Here is a 26,053-nt window from a genome sequence, read left to right on the forward strand (position 1 = left end):
TATATGCGCAATGAGAAAACGAGGCTATAAACGTAATGTTTAACCATATATGCCTCTTTAGCCACAGCCAAAGGGGCTTTTTTATAAAAGATTAATACATAGAATATGCAGAGCTTCAGAACGGAACTGGAGAACCCTATTGTTGAGAAGGATATTATAGATCTTGAAAAAAAGATCCATGCTTTTCGTGAAGGTAAAATTCATGATGAAAAATTCAGAAGTTTACGTTTGGCGCGCGGTGTTTATGGCCAGCGTCAGCCAGGCGTGCAAATGGTACGCATTAAACTACCTTTTGGTAAAGTTAGCTTTAAGCAACTATTGAAGATTGCCGAGATTTCCGACGAGTTTGGGAGCAGTAATCTCCACCTTACCACCCGCCAGGACATCCAGATCCACTATGTAAGTCTTGACCGTACACCCCAGCTTTGGGCCAAGCTTGCACAGGATGATATCACTCTGCGCGAAGCATGCGGTAATACCGTGCGCAATGTTACAGCCTCTCCTACTGCAGGTGTCGACCCAAAAGAACCATTTGACGTTTCTCCTTATGCATATGCTACGTTTGATTATTTTCTGCGTAACCCGATATGCCAGGAAATGGGCCGCAAATTCAAAATCTCTTTCTCGTCAAGCGATGACGACACAGCGTTTTCATACATTCATGATATCGGTGCTATACCTAAAATAAATGCCAATGGCGAACGTGGGTTTAAGATCATGCTTGGCGGCGGTTTAGGTGCACAGCCAATTTTAGCCAGTATTGTTGAAGAGTTTTTACCAGAAGATCAGCTGATCCCTTATATCGAATCAGTGATTCGTGTTTTTGACCGTTACGGCGAACGCAATAACCGCAACAAAGCCCGTATGAAATACCTTATCCAAAAATTAGGTTTGGACGAGGTATTGCGTTTAACCAAAATCGAGCGTACTGCCAACAAAGTAAAATCATACCCTATCAACCGGGATGCTGTTGATGCTCCGGCTTTACCACCAACTGATAGCTATCCTGAGGTAACCATCAGCAACCCGTTGCGCTATGAACAATGGATGGCTACCAACGTTTTTGAGCAAAAGCAAAAAGGTTTTTACGGCGTGTATATTAAAGTGCCTGTAGGTGATATCTCATCGGATACTGCCCGCGCCCTTGTTAAAACATTAGAGCCATTGGTTGGTCACGAGATCCGCATTACTCAAAACCAGGGGTTGCTTTTAAAATACGTTCAAAAAGAAGCATTGCCTGCTTTATATGAAGGCCTGGCTAAGCTTGAACTGGCTGCGCCGGGCTTTGATAGCATTGCTGATGTTACCACCTGCCCGGGTACAGACACCTGCAACCTTGGTATCTCCAACAGCATGACCATGGCCCGCGTACTTGAGGACCTGATCTATAACGAATACGAAGACTTTATTTATAACCGCGAAATCAAAATCAAAATAAGCGGTTGTATGAATTCATGTGGCCAGCATGGTTTGGCCCACATTGGTTTTCATGGCAGTTCGCTTAAAGCGGGTGCTAAAGTATTACCTTCTGTACAGGTAATGTTAGGCGGCGGTACCGTTGGCGACGGCGTTGGCCGCGCTGCCGAAAGGGTGATCAAAGTACCTACCAAACGTGCTACCGATGTGCTAAGGTGGTTATTGAACGACTATAAAGAGTTTTCGCCCGAGGGTGAAACTTACCATGAATATTATGACAGGCAGGGTAAAGATTATTTTTACCGTTTGCTGAAACCACTTGCCGATTTAACTACTCTTACCGACGACGAATATATTGACTGGGGGCACCAGGAAACATTTGTTACCGCTATAGGCGTAGGTGAATGTGCCGGTGTGATCATCGACCTGGTAGCTACCCTCCTGTTTGAATCGGAAGAAAAATTAGGCTGGGCTAACGAAGCTTACGCCGATGGCCGTTGGGCGGACGCTATTTATCATGCCTATAATGTGTTTGTAAGCTCAGCGAAAGCGCTATTGCTTGACAAAGGTGTTAATAGCAGTACACAAATAGGTGTAATCCGCGAGTTTGATACGCAATACGTTGAAAAAGGCGAGTTCGAATTGAACGGGAGCTTTAATGACCTTGTATTACAACTCAACCAAAATGAGCCGTCACAAGAATTTGCCACAACATATTTAGCACAGGCTACAGAATTTTTAAGCAGAAGCAAGGATAAGAGAGAGGCGCTTGTACAATAATGACTGAAACTAATAAAAATATAAAAGAACCACGCATCACGCTGGTGGGTGCAGGCCCAGGCGATGCCGACCTGATAACAGTTAAAGCAATCAAAGCTTTAAAAACAGCCGATGTTGTTTTGTACGATGCTTTGGTTAATGAAGAACTACTTGAGTATGCCCCTGCAAACTCAACCAAAGTTTACGTAGGCAAACGTTCTGGCGATCATACTTTTTCGCAGGAAGCAATTAACAACCTGATGGTTGATTATGCTGTGAACTACGGTCACGTGGTTAGGTTAAAAGGCGGAGACCCTTTTGTATTCGGTCGTGGATATGAAGAGTTGATAATTGCCGCGGCACACAATATATCCGCTTCTGTTATTCCGGGCATTTCCAGCTCGATAGCCGTACCCGAATTGCAGCAGATCCCGGTTACTCACCGCGGTTTAAGTGAAAGTTTTTGGGTGGTTACCGGAACTACTGCAAATGGCAAGATCTCGAACGATCTTGTTGACGCGTCACGATCAAATGCTACCGTGGTTGTATTGATGGGCATTCATAACCTGGCCGAGATCGCTGAAATATTCAAGTTACAAGGCAAGAACAAACTACCCGTAGCCGTTATTCAAAGCGGTTCTACTGCAGACGAGAAGATCGCTGTTGCTACGGTGGATACTATTGTCGATACTGTTGAAGAAAGTAAGATCTCATCGCCTGCAATTATTGTTTTGGGCGAGGTAGTATCGCTTCATCCAAAATTCCAACTGATAAAAGAAGTTTATGACTTTGTTGCCCGGGGATAAAAGTTTAACCAACATCCAGGATGAAAAACAGGAAGGTAACCAGCTTTTTCCTGTGTTTTTAAAACTGAATGATCTGCATACTGTGCTTATTGGCGGCGGTAATGTTGGTTTGGAAAAACTTACTGCTGTACTTAATAACAGCAACAGTGCAAGGGTTACCGTTATTTCGCGCGAGTTTTTGCCCGAGGTACATACACTTGCATCGCAGTATCCGGGCATCCGCATTATACAAAAATCATTTGCCGACGATGACCTGAACGATGCCGATATAGTTATTGCTGCTACCAATGATAGCGAGCTTAATAACTATATCCGCAATGCCGCCCATGACCGTAAGCTGCTGATCAATGTAGCAGATAAGCCTGCGCTATGTGATTTTTACTTAGGATCGATAGTGCAAAAGGGCGACCTGAAACTGGCCATATCTACCAATGGAAAATCGCCTACTGTGGCTAAACGATTAAAAGAAGTATTGAATGAAAGCCTTCCTGCGGAGCTTGACATCACTTTGCAGCAAATGAGCGAACTAAGAAATACCCTTGAAGGCGATTTTGCCGACAAAGTAAAAAAACTAAATAGCGTAACCTCGGTATTGGTTGAACCAAAACCTGTTAACCGGAAAAATTTCATTTGGCTAATTTGGTCAACCATTATCATATCGCTGGCCATTGGTATAACGGCACTTTATTTCAAAGAGCCTAACTTTAAGCACTTCGTAACCGGCATCGATCCTATCTTTTATTACTTTTTAGGTGCCGGGTTTGTATTTGCAATGATCGACGGCGCCATTGGTATGTCGTACGGTGTTACTTCAACCACATTCTCTCTTTCTATGGGTATCCCTCCGGCCTCGGCCAGCATGGGCGTACATCTTTCCGAGATCATGAGTTGCGGTATAGCCGGTTGGATGCATTATCGCATGGGCAACATCAACTGGAAACTATTTAAATTATTAGTTATTCCCGGTATAATAGGAGCGGTAACAGGAGCTTATCTCCTATCTTCGCTTGAGCATTACAGCATGTACACCAAACCTGTTGTATCGGTTTATACCCTGATATTGGGTATAGTGATATTCAGAAAAGCATTCAATACACAAAAGAAAAAATCGGCCGATAAGGTAAAACGCATTTCGCTGCTGGGTTTAGGCGGTGGCTTTATCGATGCTGTTGGCGGCGGTGGTTGGGGATCAATCGTGCTATCAACCCTGATAGCCGGTGGCCGCAGTCCACGTTTTTCATTAGGCACTGTTAAACTTTCACGTTTTTTTGTGGCGATGATGGGCTCAATAACCTTTATCGCCATGGTAAGCAGCGATCACTGGCAGGCTGTAGCAGGCCTTATCTTAGGCAGTGCACTTGCTTCACCAATTGCAGCTAAGATCTCCAATAAGATCTCTGCGAAAACTATCATGGTGGCGGTATCGATAATCGTTATCCTCATCAGTATCCGTTCTATTATCATGTTTATTACTAAGGTTATATAAAATGAGCACTGCATTACAACAAATACAAAGTGTAACCACCGGACTTGTCCCCGTGGAAGCCCTGACTAAACTGGCAGAGCTTTTCCCTGGCGAAGTTATATTTTCAACCAGTTTTGGCTGGGAAGACCAGGTGATCAGTCATATGATCTTTGCCAATAACCTGCCAATTAAAGTATTTACGCTTGAAACCGGCAGGCTGTTCCGCGAAACCTATTCAGTTTGGGCGGCTACAATGAACAGGTATCAAAAACCTATACATGCCTACTATCCGAATAATGAACTATTGGAAGAAATGGTAAGCAAAAAAGGCCCAAACAGCTTTTACGAGTCGGTTGAAAACCGCAAAGAGTGCTGCGGGATCCGTAAAATAGAACCGCTCAAACGCGCTTTAAAAGGCAACAAAATTTGGATTACCGGCATTCGTGCCGAGCAGTCGATTAACCGTCATGATATGCATGACATGGAATGGGACGAGCAAAACCAACTGGTAAAGTTCCACCCTATTTTCAGCTGGACACTGGACGAAGTAAAAGCCTATATCAAACAATACAACATTCCATATAACTCACTGCATGATAAAGGCTTCCCAAGCATCGGCTGTATGCCATGTACCCGTGCCGTAGCCGAAGGTGAAGATTTTCGTGCGGGCCGCTGGTGGTGGGAAGATCAATCCAAAAAAGAATGTGGTTTGCATGAGACAGCAAAACCATGATGAATAGGATTTAAGGATTGCCATGAAAAATATGCAATCTGCAATAATGAAAATCCTATAATCAAGCAAATCAAGGTAAAAGACGCTTTTTTTATACGTAGGTCAATTGGTTGAAAAATCAGTTGGCCTTTTTTTTGAACAATGATTTTAAGGATGATTAGATGACCATGATATTGTCTAAGTAAGGCGGTTCTCATTCCTCATAAAACTCAAGGCAATCATTAAATCCTAAAAATCATGGTTAAAAAAAGGGGATAAAGCTTATCACTCCATCCCCTTACAAACTATATAAAACGTAATAAAAGCTCTTACTTGTTGTTATTATTGCCTGCTAATAAACCGTCAAGCGTTACCGAAACATAGTATAAGCCACCGATTGTTGGGCCGCCTGCGTATTGGTAATATCTTTTGTTAAAGATATCGGTAGCACCTAACTTAAAGGTTGCATAGTATGACGGCACACGATAAGTAACCTGTGCATCAACTGTTTTGATTGATGGTACGGTACCTGTAACCAGCGGGCTTTCCCACAGGTATGATTGCTGCCATTTGTAAACTACGTTGAAACCAAAGTTTTTAACCACCTCGCGATTACCGAATGATATATTGCCCGACCATTCTGGTGTGTTAAAGCCTGTGACAAATATATCCGAAGCTGTTTGGGCTTTCAGCTTATTAAAACTAACGTTACCGGATACTGTATAATGCTGATAGAAGTTATAAGTAACACCTGCAGATGAACCATAGTTATGGTAGATATTCTTGGCATTAGTATAAACACGGTACCTGCTTTGGCCCTGGCTGGCTGCGTTAGTTGATGTGCCTGTTGTAGGATCGCGGTTAATATCAAGCATTGACAGTACGGCAGCGTCTGAGCCAACGGTAGCACCGTTTGGTACAAACACCTGTACCTGGCCGAGGAAACCGTCATAACGGTTGGTGTAAGCGTCAATATCAATGAACACTTTATTATCGGCTACGATGCCTTTATAACCAACCTCGAAAGAAGTGATCTGTTCTGGACGTGCCGGTGGCAGGTCCGCTACCTTTAACAGGTTACGGTTAGCCAAAGCTGCCTGATCAGAGCCGCCTGCAGCATTCACCGCAGCATTGAAAGCCACTACTGACGTTTGGGTGTAACTGTTACCAAGGTAACCCAAGCCTTCATTAATAAACGGCAAGCTGCCTACACGTTTTACGCGACCGTTATTTACGTATGATAACGCCTCAAACAGTGAAGGGAAACGATAACCGTTCTGGAACGTGAACCTGAAGTTATGGTTTTGATTAACAGTGTAAACTGCGGCTAAACGTGGCGTAAATTTAGGATCGAAGTATGGGTTGCGGTCCCAGCGGATAGAGCCGAATAATTTCAGTTTCTCATCAAAAAAAGTTTTGGTAACCTGGGTAAAGGTGCCATATTTTTTATAGATCACATCTTTACCGAAAGTACCGTCGGCCAATGGGGTATTCCTATCGGCAATAGGGCGACTAAAATCTACGAAGTTATTACCATCCGGCGTAATGCTGTATACACGTACGTCGGCACCAACCAACAGGTCAACAACTTTAACCTTGCTGCTCAAATCCCATTGGGCCTCGCCATTGTACATGTGGCTTTTTTGAACTAATGCTGCACCACCTGTAGCCGGGGCGTTAGGGATCAGGCTCGATTTAATATCCCAGTTATTGATACCGATAATGGTTTTTCGCAACGCATCAAACTCAGGGGTACCCGGCTCAACACGACCTTTATCGGCCGCAGCTCGTGCAGCCTGCTCAGCCGCAGCAAGGTTTGCTGAGGTAAGCACACCGCCATTATAAGCCTTCAAAGCATTACCATATAAAGTTGCCCATGCCGAATTACTTGCATGGTTCAAATCAAGGTTATCTGCCAGTGGTTTCACGTTAAACGAGTTGCCGGTGTTTTCTATTGATTCATAACCACGCACCAGGAAATCTTTTCCTTTTAACTCAATTTTATGATTCTGAACTGTAGCTCCTTGCAAAGATATCTTGTTACCTCGTTGAAATACACCATCCAGCTTTCCGTAACGGTAAGTGTATGATAACACAGTATTAGGGGTAAGCTTGTAGGACAAAGTACCATCCAATTTCAAGTTTTTCACATGCGGGTCAACCAGGTCAACTTCATTGTAGCCTGTACGGGCAACGGTAAGGTTAGGGCGGGCTTTACCATCGACTGTGATTCCTTTTATCGATACCGTGTTGCTGCCGGCAAGGGCATCGTCACCATATTTGTTCCAGCCGTCATAAGCTGCGTTGCTGGTGCCTGTTAATTCAGGATAAGCAGGGTTGGCCGATTTCAGGTTGGTTGGATTTTGATCATTACGGGTATCTGATTGCCAGTCCTGACCTTGCATATAGCTAAAGTTTACTTTCACCGCAAACTTATCGTTAAAAGCTTTGGCATAGCGCAAAGCATCCTCGGTAAGTGAACTTGCCCCTAAGCGGTCTTTACCAACATGGTTTAAACCCTGGCGATGGTAAAAGCTTAAGCCCTGGTATTTGAATGGATCTTTAGTAAACAGATTTGATAAACCATTGATAGCGTTGGTACCATAAAGGGCAGCAGCAGCGCCCGGGGTGATTTCCACACTGGCAATATCCAGTTCAGTCGGCCCAATGGCATTGCCAAGCGGTACACCTAATGTAGCCGACTGCATATCAACGCCATCAACCAACTGCATAAACCTGAAGTTGTTTGGACTGTTGAAACCACGGGTATTCGGCACTTTGAGGGTGATACTGGTGGTTGTCATCTGTACGCCTTTCACGTTCTCCAAAGCATCATAAAAACTTGGGCCGGGCGATTGTTTTAACGCCGTGATACTCAATTTTTCGATAGCTACGGGCGAGCGAAGCAATTTTTCCTCCTTACGGGATGCCGTTACTACTACCTCATTAACCAACAATGATTGCGTAGTAAGCGTAATATTTACGGCACTATTGGCATTTTTAATGTAAAACTCCTGCGGCTGATAACCGATCGCGGTAAAAACAAGTGTATAGGGCAATTTGGCACTGGTAGTTAATGAAAACTTACCGGTAGTATCTGTTGATGTTTTATTGGTTGTGCCTTTAATAGATACGGTTGCCCCTATCAGCGGTTTGCCCTGATCGTCGTCAACTTTTCCGCTCAATATATATGAGCCGTTAAGCTGTGCATAACTTATACCCGGCAATAGTACCAGGAAGAGCACAAGTATTCTAACTAAGTTTGTAAAAATTTTCATGAAGTAATTTGTGGTGGTGGTAATTAAAATTGTGATTTTGGGTTGTGTATTATCGTTGATGGAGGTTATGGCTCAACAACAACACATTGCCGTTAGGAGCTGCATTTTTAACTTGGACAGAGCGGCAATTGCACTAAAATGATACATTGTCTATAGAATTAGTCGACAAAAATATAAATTTAATACTTACGGTCAAGCTTTCCTGTTTGTTTTTTTAAATTTTTGATGACTTCCACATCATTTCACTATAAAATCCATCACTTTAGTGGATATTTCAAAATAAACAAGGGCTAATTTCTCCCAAATTTGTAATATTGAAGCTTCAACCCGTACTGTACTAATGGCTTTCAATTATCAACGCATCGTTATTAAAATCGGCTCAAATGTTATCACCCAGGGAAACGGCCTCCCCGATCTTCCGCGAATAACCCATTTGGTCGACCAGATAGCTGCGATAAAAAAGCAAGGCATTGAAGTAATACTGGTTTCATCGGGCGCTGTAGCATCCGGTCGCAGCCTCATTACGGTTGCCGAAAAATCAGATGCTGTTGCGGCCCGCCAGGTATTAGCCTCTATTGGGCAGGTAAAACTGATCAATACTTATTCGCATTTGTTTGAACAATTTCAGATCCTGTGCTCGCAGGTTTTGGTTACCCGCGAGGATTTCAGGGACAGGATGCATTACCTCAACATGAAAAACTGCCTTGAGGCATTGCTGCAATATGAGGTGATCCCTGTTGTTAATGAAAATGATGTGGTATCGGTAACAGAGCTGATGTTTACAGATAACGATGAGCTTGCGGGTTTGATAGCATCAATGCTCAACGCCAATGCCCTCATCATCCTAACCAATGTTGATGGTATTTACAATGGCGATCCTAAAGCAGCTGGTTCGGCAGTGATAGATGAGGTTAGCGGTAATGAACTTGATTTTTCAAGTTTTGTATCATCTGGCCGTTCGCAATTTGGCCGGGGTGGCATGATCACCAAATCAACCATGGCGCAAAAAACCGCCCAGCTTGGTATTTCAGTGCATATAGCCAATGGTAAACGTGATCAGATCTTAACAGATGTTTTGGAAAACCAGGTTACACATACCCGCTTCATTCCAAATAAAACAGCATCGGGTAAAAAGAAATGGATTGCCCATTCCGAAAAATCAGCGACCGGGAGTGTACTGATCAATGCCGGTGCAAAAGCCGCGCTCATCTCAAACAAGGCAACCAGCTTATTGCCGGTTGGCATAGTGGGGGTAATAACCGACTTTAAAAAAGGCGATATTATTAAACTGATAGATGATACCGATAAGCTGATTGGTTTAGGCATTGCCGAATATGGTGCCGATAAGGCCCGTGAACGCGTCGGCCAAAAAAACCAAAAAGCACTGGTACACTATGATTATCTTTACTTACAAGGCTAAATACAATGAACTATAACAGCTATTTTGATAAAGCACGTGAAGCAAGCCGCAAAGCGCCCCTTGCCCCTACCGTAATCAACGGGATTTTGGAGGATGTTGCTGCCGAGGCTATAGCACAAACCGAATATATCCTGGCCGAGAACCAACGAGACCTTGACCGTATGGATCCGGCCGATCCAAAATACGACCGCCTTAAACTTACAGCCGACCGCATCAAAGGTATTGCAGGCGATATGCAAAGCGTAGCCCAACTTGATAGCCCGCTTGGCAAACAGCTTTCTGCTACAGAAATGTCCAACGGTTTATCGATATCAAAAATACGTGTCCCGCTTGGCGTTGTTGGGGTTATTTACGAAGCCAGGCCCAATGTTACCTTTGATGTTTTTGCGCTTTGCTTTAAAACAGGCAACATCAGCATATTAAAAGGCGGCAGTGATGCCGATTTCTCTAACCGGGCTATTATTTCGGTTATCCATAAAGTATTGGCAAAACATGGAGTTGATGTCAATGTGGTTACACTGCTCCCCGCCGAACGTGAGGCTACAACAGCTTTGCTGAATGCTATTGGTTATATTGATGTGCTTATCCCAAGAGGGAGCCAGTCGCTGATTGATTTTGTGCGGGATAACAGCAAGGTACCTGTTATTGAAACAGGTGCCGGTATTGTGCATACTTATTTTGATGAATCGGGCAACGTAGAGAAAGGTGCTGAAATTATTGCCAACGCAAAAACCCGCCGGGTAAGTGTTTGCAACGCCTTGGATTGTTTGATAGTCCATTCGGCTCGCTTAAATGACTTGCCGCAACTGGCACACATCCTAAACGAAAAAGAAGTAGAGATCTTTGCCGATGAACGGGCCTTTGAAGCACTAAGAAGCAATTATCCTTCAAACCTTTTGCGTAAAGCCAGCCCAGAACACTTTGGTACTGAATTTCTTTCGATGAAGATGGCTATTAAAACGGTAAGTTCATTTACTGAAGCGTTAGAATATATCGCTGTAAACAGTTCAAAACATAGTGAAGCCATTATCTCTGAAAATGCAGAAAACATTGCTAAATTTTTAAATGATGTGGATGCTGCAGCTGTTTATGCAAACGTATCAACAGCGTTCACTGATGGCGCCCAGTTTGGTCTTGGCGCCGAGATTGGCATCAGTACTCAAAAACTCCATGCCCGCGGTCCTATGGGCCTGGAAGAACTTACCAGTTACAAATGGATAGTTAAAGGCAACGGACAAACACGCAATCCGTAAAACATCCTGCAAAAAACATATCGCATAAAAAAGGTGCTTACTCTGTGTAGTAAGCACCTTTAACGTGTTATTCGTATTGTTAAGCGTTACTTTATTAAGTAGTTGGCTGCTGCAATAAAGCAAATAATCACTAAAATTACGCCCTGTAATTTTTGTTCTAAAGTTAATTGAGTTAACATTGTTTTATTAATTAGGATATAGCAAATTTATAATGTAATAGGTCCGTTACAATAGGCAGCATCACTTTTACGTTTTTTTTAATAAATAATGTTGCTTGTTTTTATAATAGTCAACTCTACATTTATTATTTAAAATTTTTGCAACAAATCTCTTTTAATGTTGAAATTAGTGTATCACCTATACCTGTTACAAACACACTTTTTACAACGAAATGAACTCTTTGAGCGCCCGTTTAATTCCCTTTTTTAATCAGCCCTTTTTACACTAAGTAGATTAAATTTTTTTGCCTTATTATACAATATTAATATGGTGTTAAGAATATCGCTATCGGAGCATTTTAACTTATATTAAAGAAACAATGAAATTAACAGCGACAAAATCGGGATTTATAAACAACATTTACCCTAATTTTGCCTCATATATCACCATCATCTTTACTTAATATAATTAATATAAGATTCTGAATAACAATATTAATTGACTATTAATTAACACAAAATAATGATTATCTCAACACATTTTACCCTATACTGACTAAGCTTGTGTTAACATAAAAATCAAATAGGTATCTTTGCAGCATTATGAGTAAGCATGGCAGGATATTAGTGGCAATGAGCGGTGGGGTTGATAGTTCGGTGGCGGCGGTGATGCTGCATGAACAGGGCTATGAAGTTATTGGTTTAACCATGAAAACTTGGGACTATGCCTCATCGGGAGGCAGCTCTAAAGAAACCGGCTGCTGTAGTTTAGATAGCATCAATGATGCGCGTGCCCTTGCCGTTGGTTACGGTTTCCCTCACTATATATTAGATATCCGCAACGAGTTTGGCGATTTCGTGATCGATAACTTTGTTGATGAATACCTGGCTGGCCGTACCCCTAACCCATGCGTTTTGTGCAATACTCATATTAAATGGGAAGCATTGCTAAAACGTGCTGATAAACTCGACTGTGAATTTATTGCCACCGGTCACTATGCCAATATCCGTTTGCAGGATAATGGCCGTTATGTGATATCAAAAGGCAAGGATACCAATAAGGACCAATCGTACGTGTTGTGGGGAGTATCTCAAAAAAACCTTGCACGTACTAAATTCCCGCTGGGTAGTTTTTCAAAGCCTGAGATCAGGCAAATGGCGCTTGATATGGGACAAATAGAGCTTGCAGGTAAAAGCGAAAGCTACGAAATCTGTTTTGTACCCGATAATGACTACCGCTCGTTTCTGCGCCATAAAGTAGAAGACCTTGACGAGCGCATAGGCCCGGGTAATTTTGTACTTACCAACGGCACCGTAGTAGGCAAACACCAAGGCTATCCTTTTTATACCATTGGCCAGCGTAAAGGCTTGGGCGTGGCATTAGGTCATCCTATGTTTGTTACAAAAATCGATCCGGCTACCAACACAGTTGTTTTAGGCACCGCCGACGAGCTTGAACGCAAACAAGCCTGGGTAAAAAACCTCAACCTCATTAAATATGAAAATATAAATGAGCCGCTCGAAGCCATTACCAAAATCCGTTATAAAGATGCCGGAGCGCAAAGCACCATTCTTCAGATGGGCGAACATATGAAAGTTGATTTTCATCATAATGTATCAGGCATAGCGCCGGGCCAATCAGCTGTATTTTATGAAGGAGATGACCTTGTTGGCGGCGGTTTCCTGATGTAAACACCATATTTTCCTGCATTTTCTAAGCTTGACAATGCGAGCTGCCGCATTTGATTGTTATCATTTTGTTAAAATGAGTTTAGTTATTTTGCAAGAATATAATTTCCAAAGGCATTTTTTCATAAAATTCTCAACCTAAAACATATTTTGCCTTCAACTTTTGCACCTTTTACCAAAAACTAATTGGTGTTTCGCTTACTTTATGTTTTATTTGCAAAAACTAAAACTGATTAAATGGCCAAAAACTTACTGATAGTTGAATCACCTGCAAAAGCTAAGACCATTGAGGGTTACCTTGGTAAGGACTTTACCGTAAAGTCCAGCTATGGGCATATCCGTGATCTGGTTAAGTCGGAAGATGCAATTGATATAGCTAATAACTTTAAACAAAAATACGAGGTACCGGCAGATAAAAAGCAGGTAGTTAGCGAATTAAAGAAGTTAGCTAAGGAAGCCGAAATGGTTTGGCTCGCATCGGACGAGGACCGCGAGGGTGAGGCCATTTCCTGGCATTTGTTTGAAACATTGGATCTGAAGGAAACGCATACCAAGCGTATCGTTTTTCATGAGATCACTAAGCCGGCCATTTTAAAAGCAATAGATACACCACGTAAAATCGACTATAACCTTGTTAACGCTCAACAGGCACGCCGTGTTTTAGACAGGTTGGTAGGTTTTGAGCTCTCCCCTGTTTTGTGGAAGAAGGTAAAACCATCACTTTCGGCAGGTCGTGTACAGTCAGTTGCAGTGAGGCTTATTGTGGATCGTGAGCGTGAGATCAATAAATTTAAATCAGAAGCTTCATTTAAAATTGTAGCCATATTTGGTAAAGGCAAAGAAGCTTTCAAGGCGGAACTTCCTGAGCGTTTTGCTAAACAGGAAGATGCTGAAAAGTTTTTACAGGATTGTATTGCGGCCGATTTCGATGTAAAATCGTTAGATACCCGACCAACAAAGCGTTCGCCAGCTGCGCCGTTCACTACCTCTACCCTGCAACAGGAAGCAAGCCGTAAACTTGGTTACTCAGTAGCACGGACTATGCAGGTTGCACAAAGGCTTTACGAATCCGGTTACATCACCTATATGCGTACCGATTCGGTAAACCTGTCTGAACTAGCCTTAAATTCGGCAGCAAGCGAGATTATATCAGCCTATGGTGAAAAATACCATCAGCAAAGAAGATATAAAACCAAAAATGCCAGTGCACAGGAAGCGCACGAGGCAATCAGGCCAACCTATTTCAATAACCATTCTATCGATGGTGAATCGGCAGAAAAGCGCCTATATGAGCTGATCTGGAAACGTGCCATTGCTTCGCAAATGAGCGAAGCCCAGTTTGAGAAAACTACTGCAAAGATCAGTATTTCAACCCGTAGCGAAGATCTGGTAGCTAACGGCGAAGTAATGAAGTTTGATGGGTTCCTGAAGGTTTACCTCGAATCGAAAGATGAGGAAGACGAACCACAACAGGACGGTGAAAATGCGATATTGCCTCCTTTAACCAAAGGTCAGCGTTTAGCTCTGCAGGAGATGTCTGCTACAGAACGTTTTTCGCGCCCGGCTGCCCGTTACACCGAGGCAAGCCTGGTGAAAAAACTGGAAGAGCTTGGTATCGGCCGCCCGTCAACCTATGCCCCTACTATCTCAACCATTCAAAACCGCGGTTATGTAGTTAAGGAAGAACGCGAAGGTAAGCAACGTAATTTCAGGGTGTTAACACTGAAAGCAGGCGACATTACCAAAGAAGAAAAAACGGAAAATACCGGTGCCGAACGAGGTAAGCTGTTCCCAACCGATATCGGTGCTGTGGTGAACGATTTCCTGGTTCAATATTTCAAGGATATCGTTGACTTTAACTTTACCGCCAGCGTTGAAAAACAATTTGACGAGATAGCGCAGGGAATGAAAGAGTGGACTGCAATGCTCCATGATTTTTATAATCCATTCCATAAAGAAGTTGAAAGCACCATCGAAAAGGCCGACAAAGCAACCGGCGAACGCGAATTAGGCATCCACCCGGAAAGCGGAAAAAAAGTCTCTGTTCGGATAGGCCGTTTCGGGCCATTTGTACAGGTAGGAGAGAGCGCTACAGACGAAAACGAAGAGAAACCCCTTTATGCAAGCCTTCGCAGCGGACAGAGTATCGAGACCATCAGCCTTGAAGAAGCACTTGAGCTATTCAAGCTCCCCAAAGTTGTGGGCGAGTATGAAGGCAAGGTAATGAAAGTGGCCATCGGCCGTTTCGGACCTTACATTAGCCACAACAGCGCTTTTGTATCGTTACCTAAAGAAATCGACCCACATGATGTTACTGAAGAACAAGCCATTGAGCTCATTAACCTGAAGCGCAAAAAGGATGCTGAAAAGCTGATCAAAGTTTTTGACGAAGATCCGGACGTTAAAGTACTGAACGGCCGCTGGGGGCCCTATATTGAATTTGGCAAATTGAACGTTAAGATCCCTAAAGATAAAGATCCTTTGACCCTGACTTATGAGGAATGCAAGGCACTTGCCGATGCAACACCGAAGGATGCAAAAAAAGGCCGCTTTGGTAAAGCTGCGGCCTCAGCTAAACCTACTGCAACTAAAGCACCGGCCAAGAAAAAGGCGGCAACTAAGAAGAAGTAGTGAATAGTTAATTGGGGTGATTAGGTGAATGGTTCTAATCGCATCTTTACCAAACCACTCACCTAATCAACCCAATTAACCCAATCAACCAAAAGAATGAAAAAAGACCTGCCCGAAAATAATGTAAAGGATATTGCTATTGCGGTAGCATTGGAAAGCGAGAGCGTAGAAAGTAAGGTATGGTATGTGTATCTCATCAATCTTAAAAATGAGCCTATTGAAAATGTGCTTATTACCTCAAAAGGTTATGGTGAAAAGGACGGTGAGCAGGTAAAAACATCTACCCTGCGGCACATGATCCCTGTTGTTGACAGCAAAGCATATAAGCTTATCGAGCCTATTGATGAGCAAACCTTCGGCCTTAATAACGAATATTGGCTCAGCTATTATATAGGCAAAGACATTTTCGACAAGAAATTTATATTCCTTCCTGAAAGTATTGTGGAGATGAATTTTATCAAGATCCCGGTTTTAAATAAGCCCGGGGTTATGATAAAATAATTCTCGCTTTAAATTATTTATTGTCATAAATTTCATAATTTACCTGATAATAAATAAACCTATTCATGGAAAACGGATACAATCAATTCCGCAAACGCCGAACCTTAATCACTGTTGTCACTACCATTGCTCTTGCATTACTTATCATATACCTGGTAGCTCATGGCCATAAAAAAACAATAGTTGATCCTGCTTTCAGCAAGTATATCGAGTCGTATACAACTGGTGTTATTTCCAAACAGAGCCCCATTCGTATCAGGCTGGCCAATGACGTGCAGATAACGCACCAACAAAATGAGGAAATAACAGAAGATCTTTTCAACTTTTCACCGGCTATAAAAGGAAAGGCTATCTGGACGGATGCACGAACCATCGAGTTCAGGCCCGATGAAAAGCTCGACCCCGGTAAAAACTATACTGCCGATTTTAAATTGAGCAGGCTTATTGAAGTTTCGGATCCTTTTGAGCACTTTAAATTTAATTTCCAGGTTATTCAGCCCGACTTTACCGTGTCATTTATCGGCATGCAAACCGCCAGCAGTACTTCAAATACCGAAATGAAGCTTACAGGTGATATTCAAACAGCCGACGCAGAAGACCCATCGGCTGTTGATAAGCTTATTGTACCCAATTATGATTCGCCGGTTAAAATAAACTGGGAACACGACGCGGCCCATAAAAACCATCATTTTACCATAACCGGGTTAACACGTATAGCCGGCAAAGCCTATCCACTTACTATTAACTGGGATGGCAGCAGCATTGGCGTGGATAAAAAAGGCAACCAGAATTTTGAAGTGCCAGCCATTGGCGATTTTAAGGTACTGAATATCCGCGCTGTGCAGGACAATGATCAGTATGTTGAGGTACAGTTTTCGGATAACATTTTAGTTGGACAGGAACTTAACGGCCTTATCAGCATCAACAATATCACTGATCCGGCGTACAGCATCGACGGTAGCCTGGTCAAAGTTTACGCTCCTGATCGCCTCCAGGGTGATTATACAGTGACGGTAAATGAAGGGATAAAAAACACACTTTTAAAAAGGATCACGAAGGGTTATACCGCTAATTTATTCTTTGAAAATCGTTTGCCTGCGGTTACCATCCCCGGCAAGGGTGTGATCCTCCCCGATTCGGGCCGCATTATGATGCCGTTTGAAGCAATTAACCTGAACGCGGTTGATGTCACCATCATCAAGATCTACGAAAACAACGTACCGCAATACTTTCAAAGCAATGGTTTTGACGGCAGTGCCGAATTAAGGCAGGTTGGCAAGCCTATAGTACAAAAAACTATTCGGTTAGATACTGATAAAGGCCTTAACCTGCACAAGAAAAACCGCTTTATGCTTGATCTTGACCAGATGATCCGAACTGAACCCGGCGCTATCTATCGCGTGGTAATCGGTTTCAGGCGATCGTACTCGTTGTTCAACTGCAAGGTTTATAGCGGTAAAGTTCAAAAGGATAACGGTGATAGTGACGAAGGCGAATACTATGGCGGTGAATACAGCGACAATTCATCAAAAGTAAGCGACGAGGACGACGACTTCTGGAAACGCTACGACAATTACTATCCCGAAGGGTATAACTGGCAGGAACGCGACGATGCGTGCACAGATTCGTATTATAGTAAGCAACGCTGGGCTACCCGAAACATCATATCCTCAAACATTGGCCTTATTGCCAAACGCGGCAATGATAACAGCATGCTGGTAGCGGTTACCGATATCCTAAGTGCCGAGCCCATGAGCAACGTAGACCTTGAGCTGCTGGACTATCAGAAACAAGTGATCTACAAAACCACTACCGATGGCGACGGTCTGGCTAAATTGAATTTGAAAAGGAAACCATACCTGTTGGTGGCCAAAAAAGGCGTGCAACGCGGCTATCTAAAGCTGGACGATGGCAGCTCTTTGCCTTTATCAAGATTTAATGTTAGCGGCGAAGAGGTGCAAAACGGGCTCAAAGGGTTTATTTACGGCGAACGCGGTGTTTGGCGTCCGGGAGACTCCATTTATACATCTTTTATTCTGGAGGATAAATTAAAAACTCTTCCGGCTGATCATCCTGTCGAATTTGAATTATATGACCCAAGCGATAAGCTTTACAGGCGCATCACCCAAACCAAAAGCTTAGATGGCTTTTACAGTTTCCATACCGCAACAGAAACTTCGTCCCCTACCGGCAACTGGACGGCTAAAGTTAAAGTTGGCGGCGCCACGTTTGAGAAAAAAATCAAGGTTGAAACCATCATGCCTAACCGGCTTAAGCTTAGCTTGTCGTTCGGCGGGGCATCCGAATTAACCAAGGGAAACAATGCCAATGGCAAGCTAAGTGCCCAATGGTTGTTTGGTGGCGCGGCGCAAAACTTAAAAGCTAAAGTTGATGCCTATCTGTCGGCACAAAACACCAGTTTTAAAAAGTATAAAGACTATGTTTTTGACGATCCTACACTGGCCTTTAACACGCAGGTTCAAACTGTTTTCGATGGCAAACTAAGCGAAACAGGTACGGCCGATGTTGACGCAAATGTAAATGTGGAGAAACAGGCCCCTGGGCAGCTTCGCGCAAATTTCCTGGTTAAGGTATTTGAGCCGGGCGGCAATTTCAGCATCAACCAGGTGAGCATGCCTTATAACGTTTACCCAGGCTACGTAGGGATCAAGACACCTGAAGGCAGTGACCTTTCGGGCATGTTGGTTACTGATAAGGACCATTTAGTTGACATAGCTGATGTTGATGTAAATGGAAACGCCCTGCCGGGTAGCCGCGATGTGCAGGTTGAACTATACAAGGTACAATGGCGCTGGTGGTGGGACCAAACCGGCAATGAAATGAGTAACTTTACCCAGGATAAGTATAATAAACTTATCAAAACTGAAACCGTAAGGCTTACCGGTGGCGCAGGGAAATGGAAGCTGCATATCAACAAAGCCGACTGGGGTCGCTACCTCATTAAAATTAAAGACGAACAAACAGGCCATTCAACAGGTAAGATCATTTATGTGGATTGGCCAAACTGGTCGGAAAGGTTACAATCAACCAATCCTACCGAAGCGGCGATGTTATCTTTCACTTCAGATAAACCTGCTTATAAAGTTGGTGATGAGGCAACTTTGACCATTCCAACAGGAGAAGCTGGTCGAGCACTGATTAGTTTTGAAAACGGCAGCAAAGTTTTAAAAACAGCCTGGATAGATACTAAGAAAGGACAAACCCGTTATACCTTTACGGTTGATGAAACAATGGCGCCAAACATTTTTGTAAATGTTACGCTACTGCAAAAACATTCGCAAACGGTTAATGACTTGCCTATCCGCATGTATGGTGCTATCCCGCTGCAGGTTGAAAACCCGGAAACCATCCTGAAACCAATCATCAGCATGCCCGATAAGATTAGGCCCGAAACACAATCGGCCATTACCGTATCGGAAGCATCGGGCAAGGAAATGACCTATACTATCGCTATTGTTGATGAAGGTTTATTAGATATCACCAATTACAAACTGCCCGATCCGCATGATACCTTTTATGCGCACGAAGCCTTAGGGGTAAAAACCTGGGACCTGTTTGACTATGTGATAGGAGCGTTTGGCGGAGGGCTGGAGCGAATTTTAAGCATCGGCGGCGATGGAAACCTGGGCAACAACAAAAACGTATCTGTAAACCGTTTTAAACCTGTTGTAAAATTCCTTGGCCCTTTCCACCTCGGTGCAGGCGAAAAGCAAACACAGCGCTTTATATTGCCGCAATACGTGGGTTCTGTTAAGGCTATGATAGTAGCCGGTCACAATGGTGCTTACGGCATTGCCGAAAAAGCCGTAGCGGTTAAAAAACCATTAATGATCCTGGCTACCCTGCCGCGTGTGCTTGGCCCGTCCGAAAGCGTCCAGTTACCGGTTACCGTTTTCGCTATGGAGAACAATATTAAAACCGTTGACATACAAGTGCAAAGCAATGCTTTCAGTAATCTTGGCGGCAATAATCAAAAGACGCTGACTTTCGATAAGCCCGGCGACCAGATGGTAACCTTTGATTTGAACGTTAAAGATTTTGTCGGCGTAAGTAAAGTAAAAATAATTGCCAAAAGCGGTTCGGAAACAGCTGCTTATGATGTTGATCTTAATGTTCGCAACCCTAATCCACCGGTTACCCGCATTATTCAGAAAGAGCTTGCGCCGGGCGAAGTATGGAATACCGATTATCAGCCGGTTGGCATCAACGGTACTAATAAAGCCACGCTTGAAGTAGCTTACATCCCGCCATTGAACCTTTCAAAACGTTTGGATTACCTGATTGAATATCCGCATGGCTGTGTGGAACAAACCACATCATCGGCATTCCCCCAGTTATACCTGAACCAGTTGCTTGACCTTTCACCAAAACAAAGGGCCGAAACCGACCGGAATATTAAAGCCACCATTAACAGGCTCAATGGCTTCCAGATACAGGGCGGTGGCTTAAGCTACTGGCCTTACGGCGGCGACGCCGATGAGTGGGGGACCAATTATGCCGGGCATTTCATGTTAGCGGCACAGGCAAAAGGCTTCAGCATGCCGATAGGCTTTATTGACCGCTGGAGAAAGTATCAAAAAGAAAAAGCCCTGAGCTGGACACCACGCAAGCAGCCATATTATTACGAGGATGACCTTACCCAAGCCTACCGCTTATATCTGCTGGCACTGGCCCGCTCGCCCGAAATGGGCGCAATGAACCGACTGCGTGAGTTTGCGTTGCTGAGTGATGCAGCGGCCTGGCGACTTGCAGCGGCTTATAAGCTTGCAGGACAGCCCGAAGTTGGTTTAAGAATGATTGCGAGATTATCAACTACCGTTAAACCATACAATAGTCTTTATGGCACTTATGGATCTAATTTAAGGGATGAGGCAATGATACTGGAAACCCTTACCCTGTTAGGCCAAAAACAAAAAGCGGCCGGATTGGTGCACACCGTTGCTGCGCGTTTGTCACAGGATGATTGGTACAGCACCCAAACTACAGCATACTCGCTGATAGCATTGGCCCAGTTTTACGGGCAAAACAAACCTGCAGGCAAACTTGAATTTAACTATGCAGCAAGAAGCGCCAAAGCCACCATTAGTACAAGTTCATATTTATGGCAAGGGGCGCTGGCCGGCAATGGAGGTAAAGTATACCTTAAGAATAACAGCAATAATAAACTGTACATTAGTCTGATACAAAAAGGACAGCCATCATCAGGGCAGGATACCAAATCAATCCTTAACCTGGATGTATTACAGATGCGTGTCGGTTATTTCTCGCTTAAAGGTAAGCCTATTGACCCATCATCATTAAAACAAGGGACCGATTTTGTAGCACAGGTAAACATCAAAAACCCCGGTAAACGCGGCAGGTACGATAACCTGGCCCTCACCCAGATTTTCCCGTCGGGCTGGGAGATCCTGAATACCCGGCTGCTTGGCGACGAAGCGTTTAAATCATCACCATCTGATTACCGCGACATCCGTGATGACAGGGTGAACACATATTTCAGTTTATACGAAGGGCAGGAATCAACCTATTATGTAATGCTTAATGCAGCATACACCGGTAAATATTATTTACCGGCTGTTTATTGCGAGGCGATGTATAATAACCAAATCAGCAGCTTATTGAAAGGACAATGGGTTGAGGTGGTGAAGTAGCGATAAATTTAAACTGACGAAGTTTTAGAGACCTCGTAAGTTCTTAAAAAACAAAAAGCGCTTCTAATTAATTGGGGAAGCGCTTTCTTTTTACTGCGATAATAAAGTATTACAACCTGCAGGGTCTTGAAGGTTGATCTGTCGCAGATATATGCCTAATACTTTATTATCTTGTGGTCTGGCTCGCTAACTTGTGTTGCAAAGCCTCTAACGCATTAGCCAGATAAGCCAGCGGGGCATTCCAGTTTATGGCTATTTCATTGGCGGCGTAAGCGTGCTCATCATCAATATAGGCTTCATCGGGCACTTTTGATGGCACTTTGACACCATCCTGCATACCAGGATTCGAGCCGCCAACAAGCAGGCCTGGTATTGGGTCAACTATAGCGTCAGTTGCAGAAGGCCTGTGGTGCGGATGCATTGGTGTTTTAGTACCATACCCTGTTACAAAGGAATAACCAGTGCCGTTACGACCAAGCAAGTAATCAAGATTTGCTAAAGCATAATCCAGGTATTTTTTATCGCCCGATAACTTGTAAGCCTGGATAAGCAGAACTCCTTCGTTTGCGGCCTCGGATGTGCTGCCCCAGCCAAAATGCCTGGCGGATTTAGTCATCACTGTTTGATAAGCGTTTGAGTCAACCCCATTTATCATATCATCGGCAGTGTTGATAAGTCGCTTCCTGATTTCCGGTAACGCGGGCACAGTTTTCCCTGTTATATCATTTTTGATCAGCGTATAATACCCCAACAGCCTAACCTGCGACCATGTAGGTACCGGCATCCGGCCATCAGGCAAAAGATCAATATTTTTAAGATAGTCAACTTCGCCGGTGCTGACTGCCAGCTCGGATGCCGCCCAGATAAACTCGTCGGTAAAGTTATTATCGCCATACCCCCCTGTAGTGATCCTCGGTTCAAACTTTTTGTTCATCTCATCTTGCCGGTAGGTCACCATCGGATTTTTACCAGCCCACCCCCAGGCTTTTTGAGCAGCATTGATACATGAATCGGCTAAGCCTGGTAGCTCGTTTGGATATTGTTTAAAAATGCGGGAAGCTTGCGCCATAACAGCCGCAAAATCAAGCGTAGCCGCAGTAACTTTTTGTACCACATAACGTGGCGATGTGTCTTTATCGGGCATTTCAAACTTATCAAAAGCAGCATTAGTAAGCTTATGATATACGCCGCCATCGGCGGGATCTTGCATAGTCAGCATCCAACGCAGGTTCCAAAGCACCTCATCCAAAACATCCGGAATTTTATTGCTGCTTTCGGGGATATTAAGCTTAACTGTTTTCATGTAAGCGGGGAAATCCTCAAATAAAGAAAGCAGCGTACTTGTTGTAATACCACTGTTCACAATATACTTGTTATAGTCGCCGGCATCATACCAACCGCGCGGTGATGAGATTATTGAGCCAGCCTTCCGCCCTTCACTTTCGGCAGATGGATGGATCAGTACAACCGTATCAGGATGACCTGAGGCCCGGTGCCATTTGCCGGCATACTTTTCGGGTAAAGGTGTACCTGAGCGCATAAAATAATAGGCTTTGATAGCAGCGGCGGCCACAGCTTTATGAACCGAGGCCTTAACCTCAAAGGGATAGGAATAACCTGCAAAGGGGACATAAAGTATATATCTGCCGGGCTTGCCGAATGTACTAAAGTCGGCCAATTGAACAATATGACCGGCAAAGTTTGGTTTAAGTGATGGTTTGAGCTTACCGGTAAATACTGTTTGCTTTTGAAGGGTTTGGATAAAAAAGTCGCTTCCTCTGTCACTTAAAACAATGGCCTTTTTTGTGGCACCAGGGTAAAAGCCTATTTGATTAAGTCGGATAAGCCTCGAAGTTGTATCCGTTTGAGCAGAAGCATTGTTCCCTATCAGCGATAGCGCAAACAAAATTTTGTAAAATGAGATTGAAAGGTATTTTTTCATCTGCCCTGAATTTTAGGAAATGTCTGAAACCCGCGCTTAAACAGATAACTAACGCATAAATGGCACCTAAATATAGGTGTACATTGTAAAATAAGCATAATACTATTCTATCAAATAAAAGCTAAAATATAATACTAAACATACAATCGATTGCGTAACTTGAATAATAGGAAAGTTCACACTCCGATCTAACGCAAAAAAGACCCGCCGTTACCGGCAGGTCTTTCAGTATTTTTGAGGGACTGGGAGATTATAAGGAGAACAATTTATAAGCAACAGCAAGGCTGAACAGGCTAACTCGCGTGTGTGAATTATCGTTGCCATAAGCTATTTTATTTAAACCACCTTCGTAACGAAGATCGATAGACAGGCTACTGATATCAACACCTGCACCCACCTGTATTGCGTAGTTCGCATCTTTATACCTTAACGCTGTTGCATCATTAAATGCATCCCTATCTCTTCCGGTTGTAAATGAAAGCACCGGCCCACCATAAAACCTTCCACCTAAACCTAAAGCACCAACTTTAGCACCTACAAGTAATGGAACATCAAAACTTTTAAAGCTTTGTTTATTTGAAACACCTCCATTATTTACAGTAACGCTTTTATCAGTATAATAAAGCTCGGGTTGAAAAATTAAGCCTAAGCCGCCGATCCTTGCCCAAGCGCCAGCCTGATAACCAGCTTTATTATCGTTGTTAAAAACGCCGTTTGACGGAAAAGTTGAATAATTTAAACCGCCCTTAAGGCCGAAAGAAAAGCTGGGGATTACCTGGGCTTTTGATATGCCTATTGACAGCAAAAAAATAGATAAGGAAAGTAAAATTGCTTTTTTCATATTTATTAGGTGTTCGATGATGTATTAAGTTTATGAAAACGATATTGTTTGCAAAACTACCGCTAAAATAGAAATATCTGGTTAAACCTAACCGATAAGTTCGGTAAAAGTTAACCAGATATTTAACTAAAAATTGGGAATAAAAGTATAGGTTTTAAAAATCTTAAAGAGTTTATTAATTAAAGCGCCAAGTTTCCCTGGTAATAATCAAGGATTTTGGTACGGATAAAATAGTCATACCGGGCGTTGATCAGGTTGGTATTAGCCTGATCGAAGTTTGATTTTGCTATCACAAAATCTACCGAAGTAATAGCACCCGAATTAAATTTAACTTCAGCAATCCTGTACGATTCGCCATAGGCATCAACCTGGTCGCGCAGCAAGTGATAGCGCTCAAGGGCCGATGTCATATTGATATAAGCCTGATCAATATTTTGCTTCAACTGGATCCGGGTAAAGTCATTGTTATACTTTGCAGTTTGCAGGTCGATACGAGCCAGTGCCACTTTATTACGATTTTGGAAATAATTAAGGATAGGTATGCTTAAACCAACTCCAAAACCCGAACTGTAATTATTTTTTATTTGCGAATAATAACCGGTATTACCTGTACTTGAGTAATTGGATGCAAGCGATCCAAACGCAGTGATAGTAGGCCATAAAGCTCCTTTGGCTGATTTTACACCTTTTTCGGCACTTTTTAAACGCAAATCATAGGCTTTAACCAAGGCAAGGTCGTTAAGTGCCTTGGTGTAGATCTCATCTGCATTTTTATCATAATTTCCAGGCAATTGATCGGCAGATAAACGCACAAGTTTAACGCTCTTATCCAATGGCACATTCATGATCTGCAAAAGGTTAATCTTTGAGATCCCCATCGCCGCTTTGGTATTAACCGCGCCTATTTTACTGGTAGCTAATGAGCCTTTCAAATCGTATAACGTTGCAGGCGGTGTAGCGCCGTCTTTATTCAATATTGCCAATCTGTCAACCTGTTTCTGTGCCTGCTCAACCTGTATATCGGTTGCCTTTAGCAAATCCTCATTATCAAGTACCTGCAAATAAGCAGTAATAACGTTCAGGGTAACAAGGTCCTTAGCCTGTTGAAAATCCATTTTACCTGCCTGGTATGCCAGCGAGTAGCGTTTGATATTATTAAGGAGGCTCATGCCATTAAACAATGTCAGGTTACTGTTTAAATTATACTGGGCGTAAGTAATTTGCTGTGTTACGTAGTTATAATTTGTAGGATCCTGGCTACGGCCATTACTGATGTTGTGGCTCACATTGCCGTTAATTGATGGCAGCAGGTTTTCGCGGGCCTGGTTATAGGCAATTTCCTGTGTCTGCATTTGCAATTCGCTCTTTTTTACATCGAGGTTGTTTTTGATTGCAAGATCGATACATTGCTGTAAAGTAAGCACAGAATCTACCGGGGCCTGGCTGTAAGCCTTTAAGTTTCCAAATACAACAAGACCGAGAAATAGTAATTTATAGTATCGCATTTTAT

14 protein-coding genes are annotated in these 26,053 nt (G+C 43.2%); 10 read left to right on the plus strand and 4 right to left on the minus strand.

The window, feature by feature from the left end; all coding sequences use genetic code 11:
* Window positions 1–105 precede the first annotated feature (105 nt).
* Genes DIU38_RS11670 through DIU38_RS11685 form a run of 4 tightly spaced genes read left to right on the plus strand, consistent with a single transcriptional unit; the run spans window position 106 to window position 5,179 of the window.
* A complete protein-coding gene (locus DIU38_RS11670) occupies window positions 106–2,196 on the plus strand; it encodes a HEPN domain-containing protein (RefSeq protein WP_112654873.1) in 2,091 nt (696 codons plus the stop codon).
* Complete coding sequence (gene cobA / locus DIU38_RS11675) at window positions 2,196–2,981, plus strand: uroporphyrinogen-III C-methyltransferase (protein WP_112654874.1); 786 nt, start codon at window positions 2,196–2,198, stop codon at window positions 2,979–2,981. Before DIU38_RS11670 ends, cobA begins: the two co-directional genes overlap by 1 nt.
* On the plus strand, window positions 2,959–4,467 hold the full coding sequence (locus DIU38_RS11680; RefSeq protein WP_112654875.1) for a TSUP family transporter: 1,509 nt from the start codon (window positions 2,959–2,961) through the stop codon (window positions 4,465–4,467). The genes cobA and DIU38_RS11680 overlap by 23 nt, the downstream gene beginning before the upstream one ends.
* Before the next feature lies 1 nt (window position 4,468).
* Window positions 4,469–5,179: a phosphoadenylyl-sulfate reductase gene (locus tag DIU38_RS11685; RefSeq protein ID WP_112654876.1), complete on the plus strand. Its 711-nt coding sequence runs from the start codon at window positions 4,469–4,471 to the stop codon at window positions 5,177–5,179.
* A gap of 308 nt (window positions 5,180–5,487) precedes the next feature.
* Here DIU38_RS11685 and DIU38_RS11690 read toward each other — a convergent pair whose 3' ends face one another.
* Window positions 5,488–8,436 (minus strand): TonB-dependent receptor, encoded by a 2,949-nt coding sequence (locus DIU38_RS11690; protein ID WP_112654877.1) that lies wholly within the window; start codon window positions 8,434–8,436, stop codon window positions 5,488–5,490.
* Between the two features lie 340 nt (window positions 8,437–8,776).
* On the opposite strand from DIU38_RS11690, the gene proB reads away from it, so the two are divergent.
* The 6 genes from proB to DIU38_RS11720 all read left to right on the plus strand — a co-directional run bounded on the left by proB (window position 8,777) and on the right by DIU38_RS11720 (window position 21,760).
* Window positions 8,777–9,856: a glutamate 5-kinase gene (gene proB / locus DIU38_RS11695; protein WP_112654878.1), complete on the plus strand. Its 1,080-nt coding sequence runs from the start codon at window positions 8,777–8,779 to the stop codon at window positions 9,854–9,856.
* Window positions 9,857–9,861: 5 nt separating this feature from the next.
* On the plus strand, window positions 9,862–11,109 hold the full coding sequence (locus DIU38_RS11700; RefSeq protein WP_112654879.1) for a glutamate-5-semialdehyde dehydrogenase: 1,248 nt from the start codon (window positions 9,862–9,864) through the stop codon (window positions 11,107–11,109).
* A gap of 761 nt (window positions 11,110–11,870) precedes the next feature.
* Entirely contained in the window at window positions 11,871–12,959 is a 1,089-nt protein-coding gene (gene mnmA / locus DIU38_RS11705) for a tRNA 2-thiouridine(34) synthase MnmA (RefSeq protein WP_090525391.1), read from the plus strand.
* A 234-nt stretch (window positions 12,960–13,193) separates the two neighbouring features.
* Window positions 13,194–15,587, plus strand: a complete 2,394-nt coding sequence (gene topA, locus DIU38_RS11710; protein WP_112654880.1) for a type I DNA topoisomerase — start codon at window positions 13,194–13,196, stop codon at window positions 15,585–15,587.
* 96 nt (window positions 15,588–15,683) lie between these two features.
* Window positions 15,684–16,088 (plus strand): hypothetical protein, encoded by a 405-nt coding sequence (locus DIU38_RS11715; RefSeq protein ID WP_090525388.1) that lies wholly within the window; start codon window positions 15,684–15,686, stop codon window positions 16,086–16,088.
* A 65-nt stretch (window positions 16,089–16,153) separates the two neighbouring features.
* The gene (locus tag DIU38_RS11720; RefSeq protein ID WP_112654881.1) at window positions 16,154–21,760 is read left to right on the plus strand and encodes an alpha-2-macroglobulin family protein; all 5,607 of its coding nucleotides are present in this window, start codon (window positions 16,154–16,156) and stop codon (window positions 21,758–21,760) included.
* 166 nt (window positions 21,761–21,926) lie between these two features.
* Here DIU38_RS11720 and DIU38_RS11725 read toward each other — a convergent pair whose 3' ends face one another.
* From DIU38_RS11725 to DIU38_RS11735, 3 genes are all read right to left on the minus strand, one after another.
* On the minus strand, window positions 21,927–23,702 hold the full coding sequence (locus DIU38_RS11725) for a glycoside hydrolase family 9 protein (protein WP_112654882.1): 1,776 nt from the start codon (window positions 23,700–23,702) through the stop codon (window positions 21,927–21,929).
* Between the two features lie 250 nt (window positions 23,703–23,952).
* On the minus strand, window positions 23,953–24,543 hold the full coding sequence (locus tag DIU38_RS11730; protein WP_091163868.1) for a porin family protein: 591 nt from the start codon (window positions 24,541–24,543) through the stop codon (window positions 23,953–23,955).
* 179 nt (window positions 24,544–24,722) lie between these two features.
* Window positions 24,723–26,048 (minus strand): TolC family protein, encoded by a 1,326-nt coding sequence (locus DIU38_RS11735; RefSeq protein ID WP_112654883.1) that lies wholly within the window; start codon window positions 26,046–26,048, stop codon window positions 24,723–24,725.
* Window positions 26,049–26,053 lie beyond the last annotated feature (5 nt).

It is taken from the genome of Mucilaginibacter metallidurans, assembly GCF_003286435.2.
Taxonomy (GTDB): Bacteria; Bacteroidota; Bacteroidia; order Sphingobacteriales; family Sphingobacteriaceae; genus Mucilaginibacter; species Mucilaginibacter gossypii.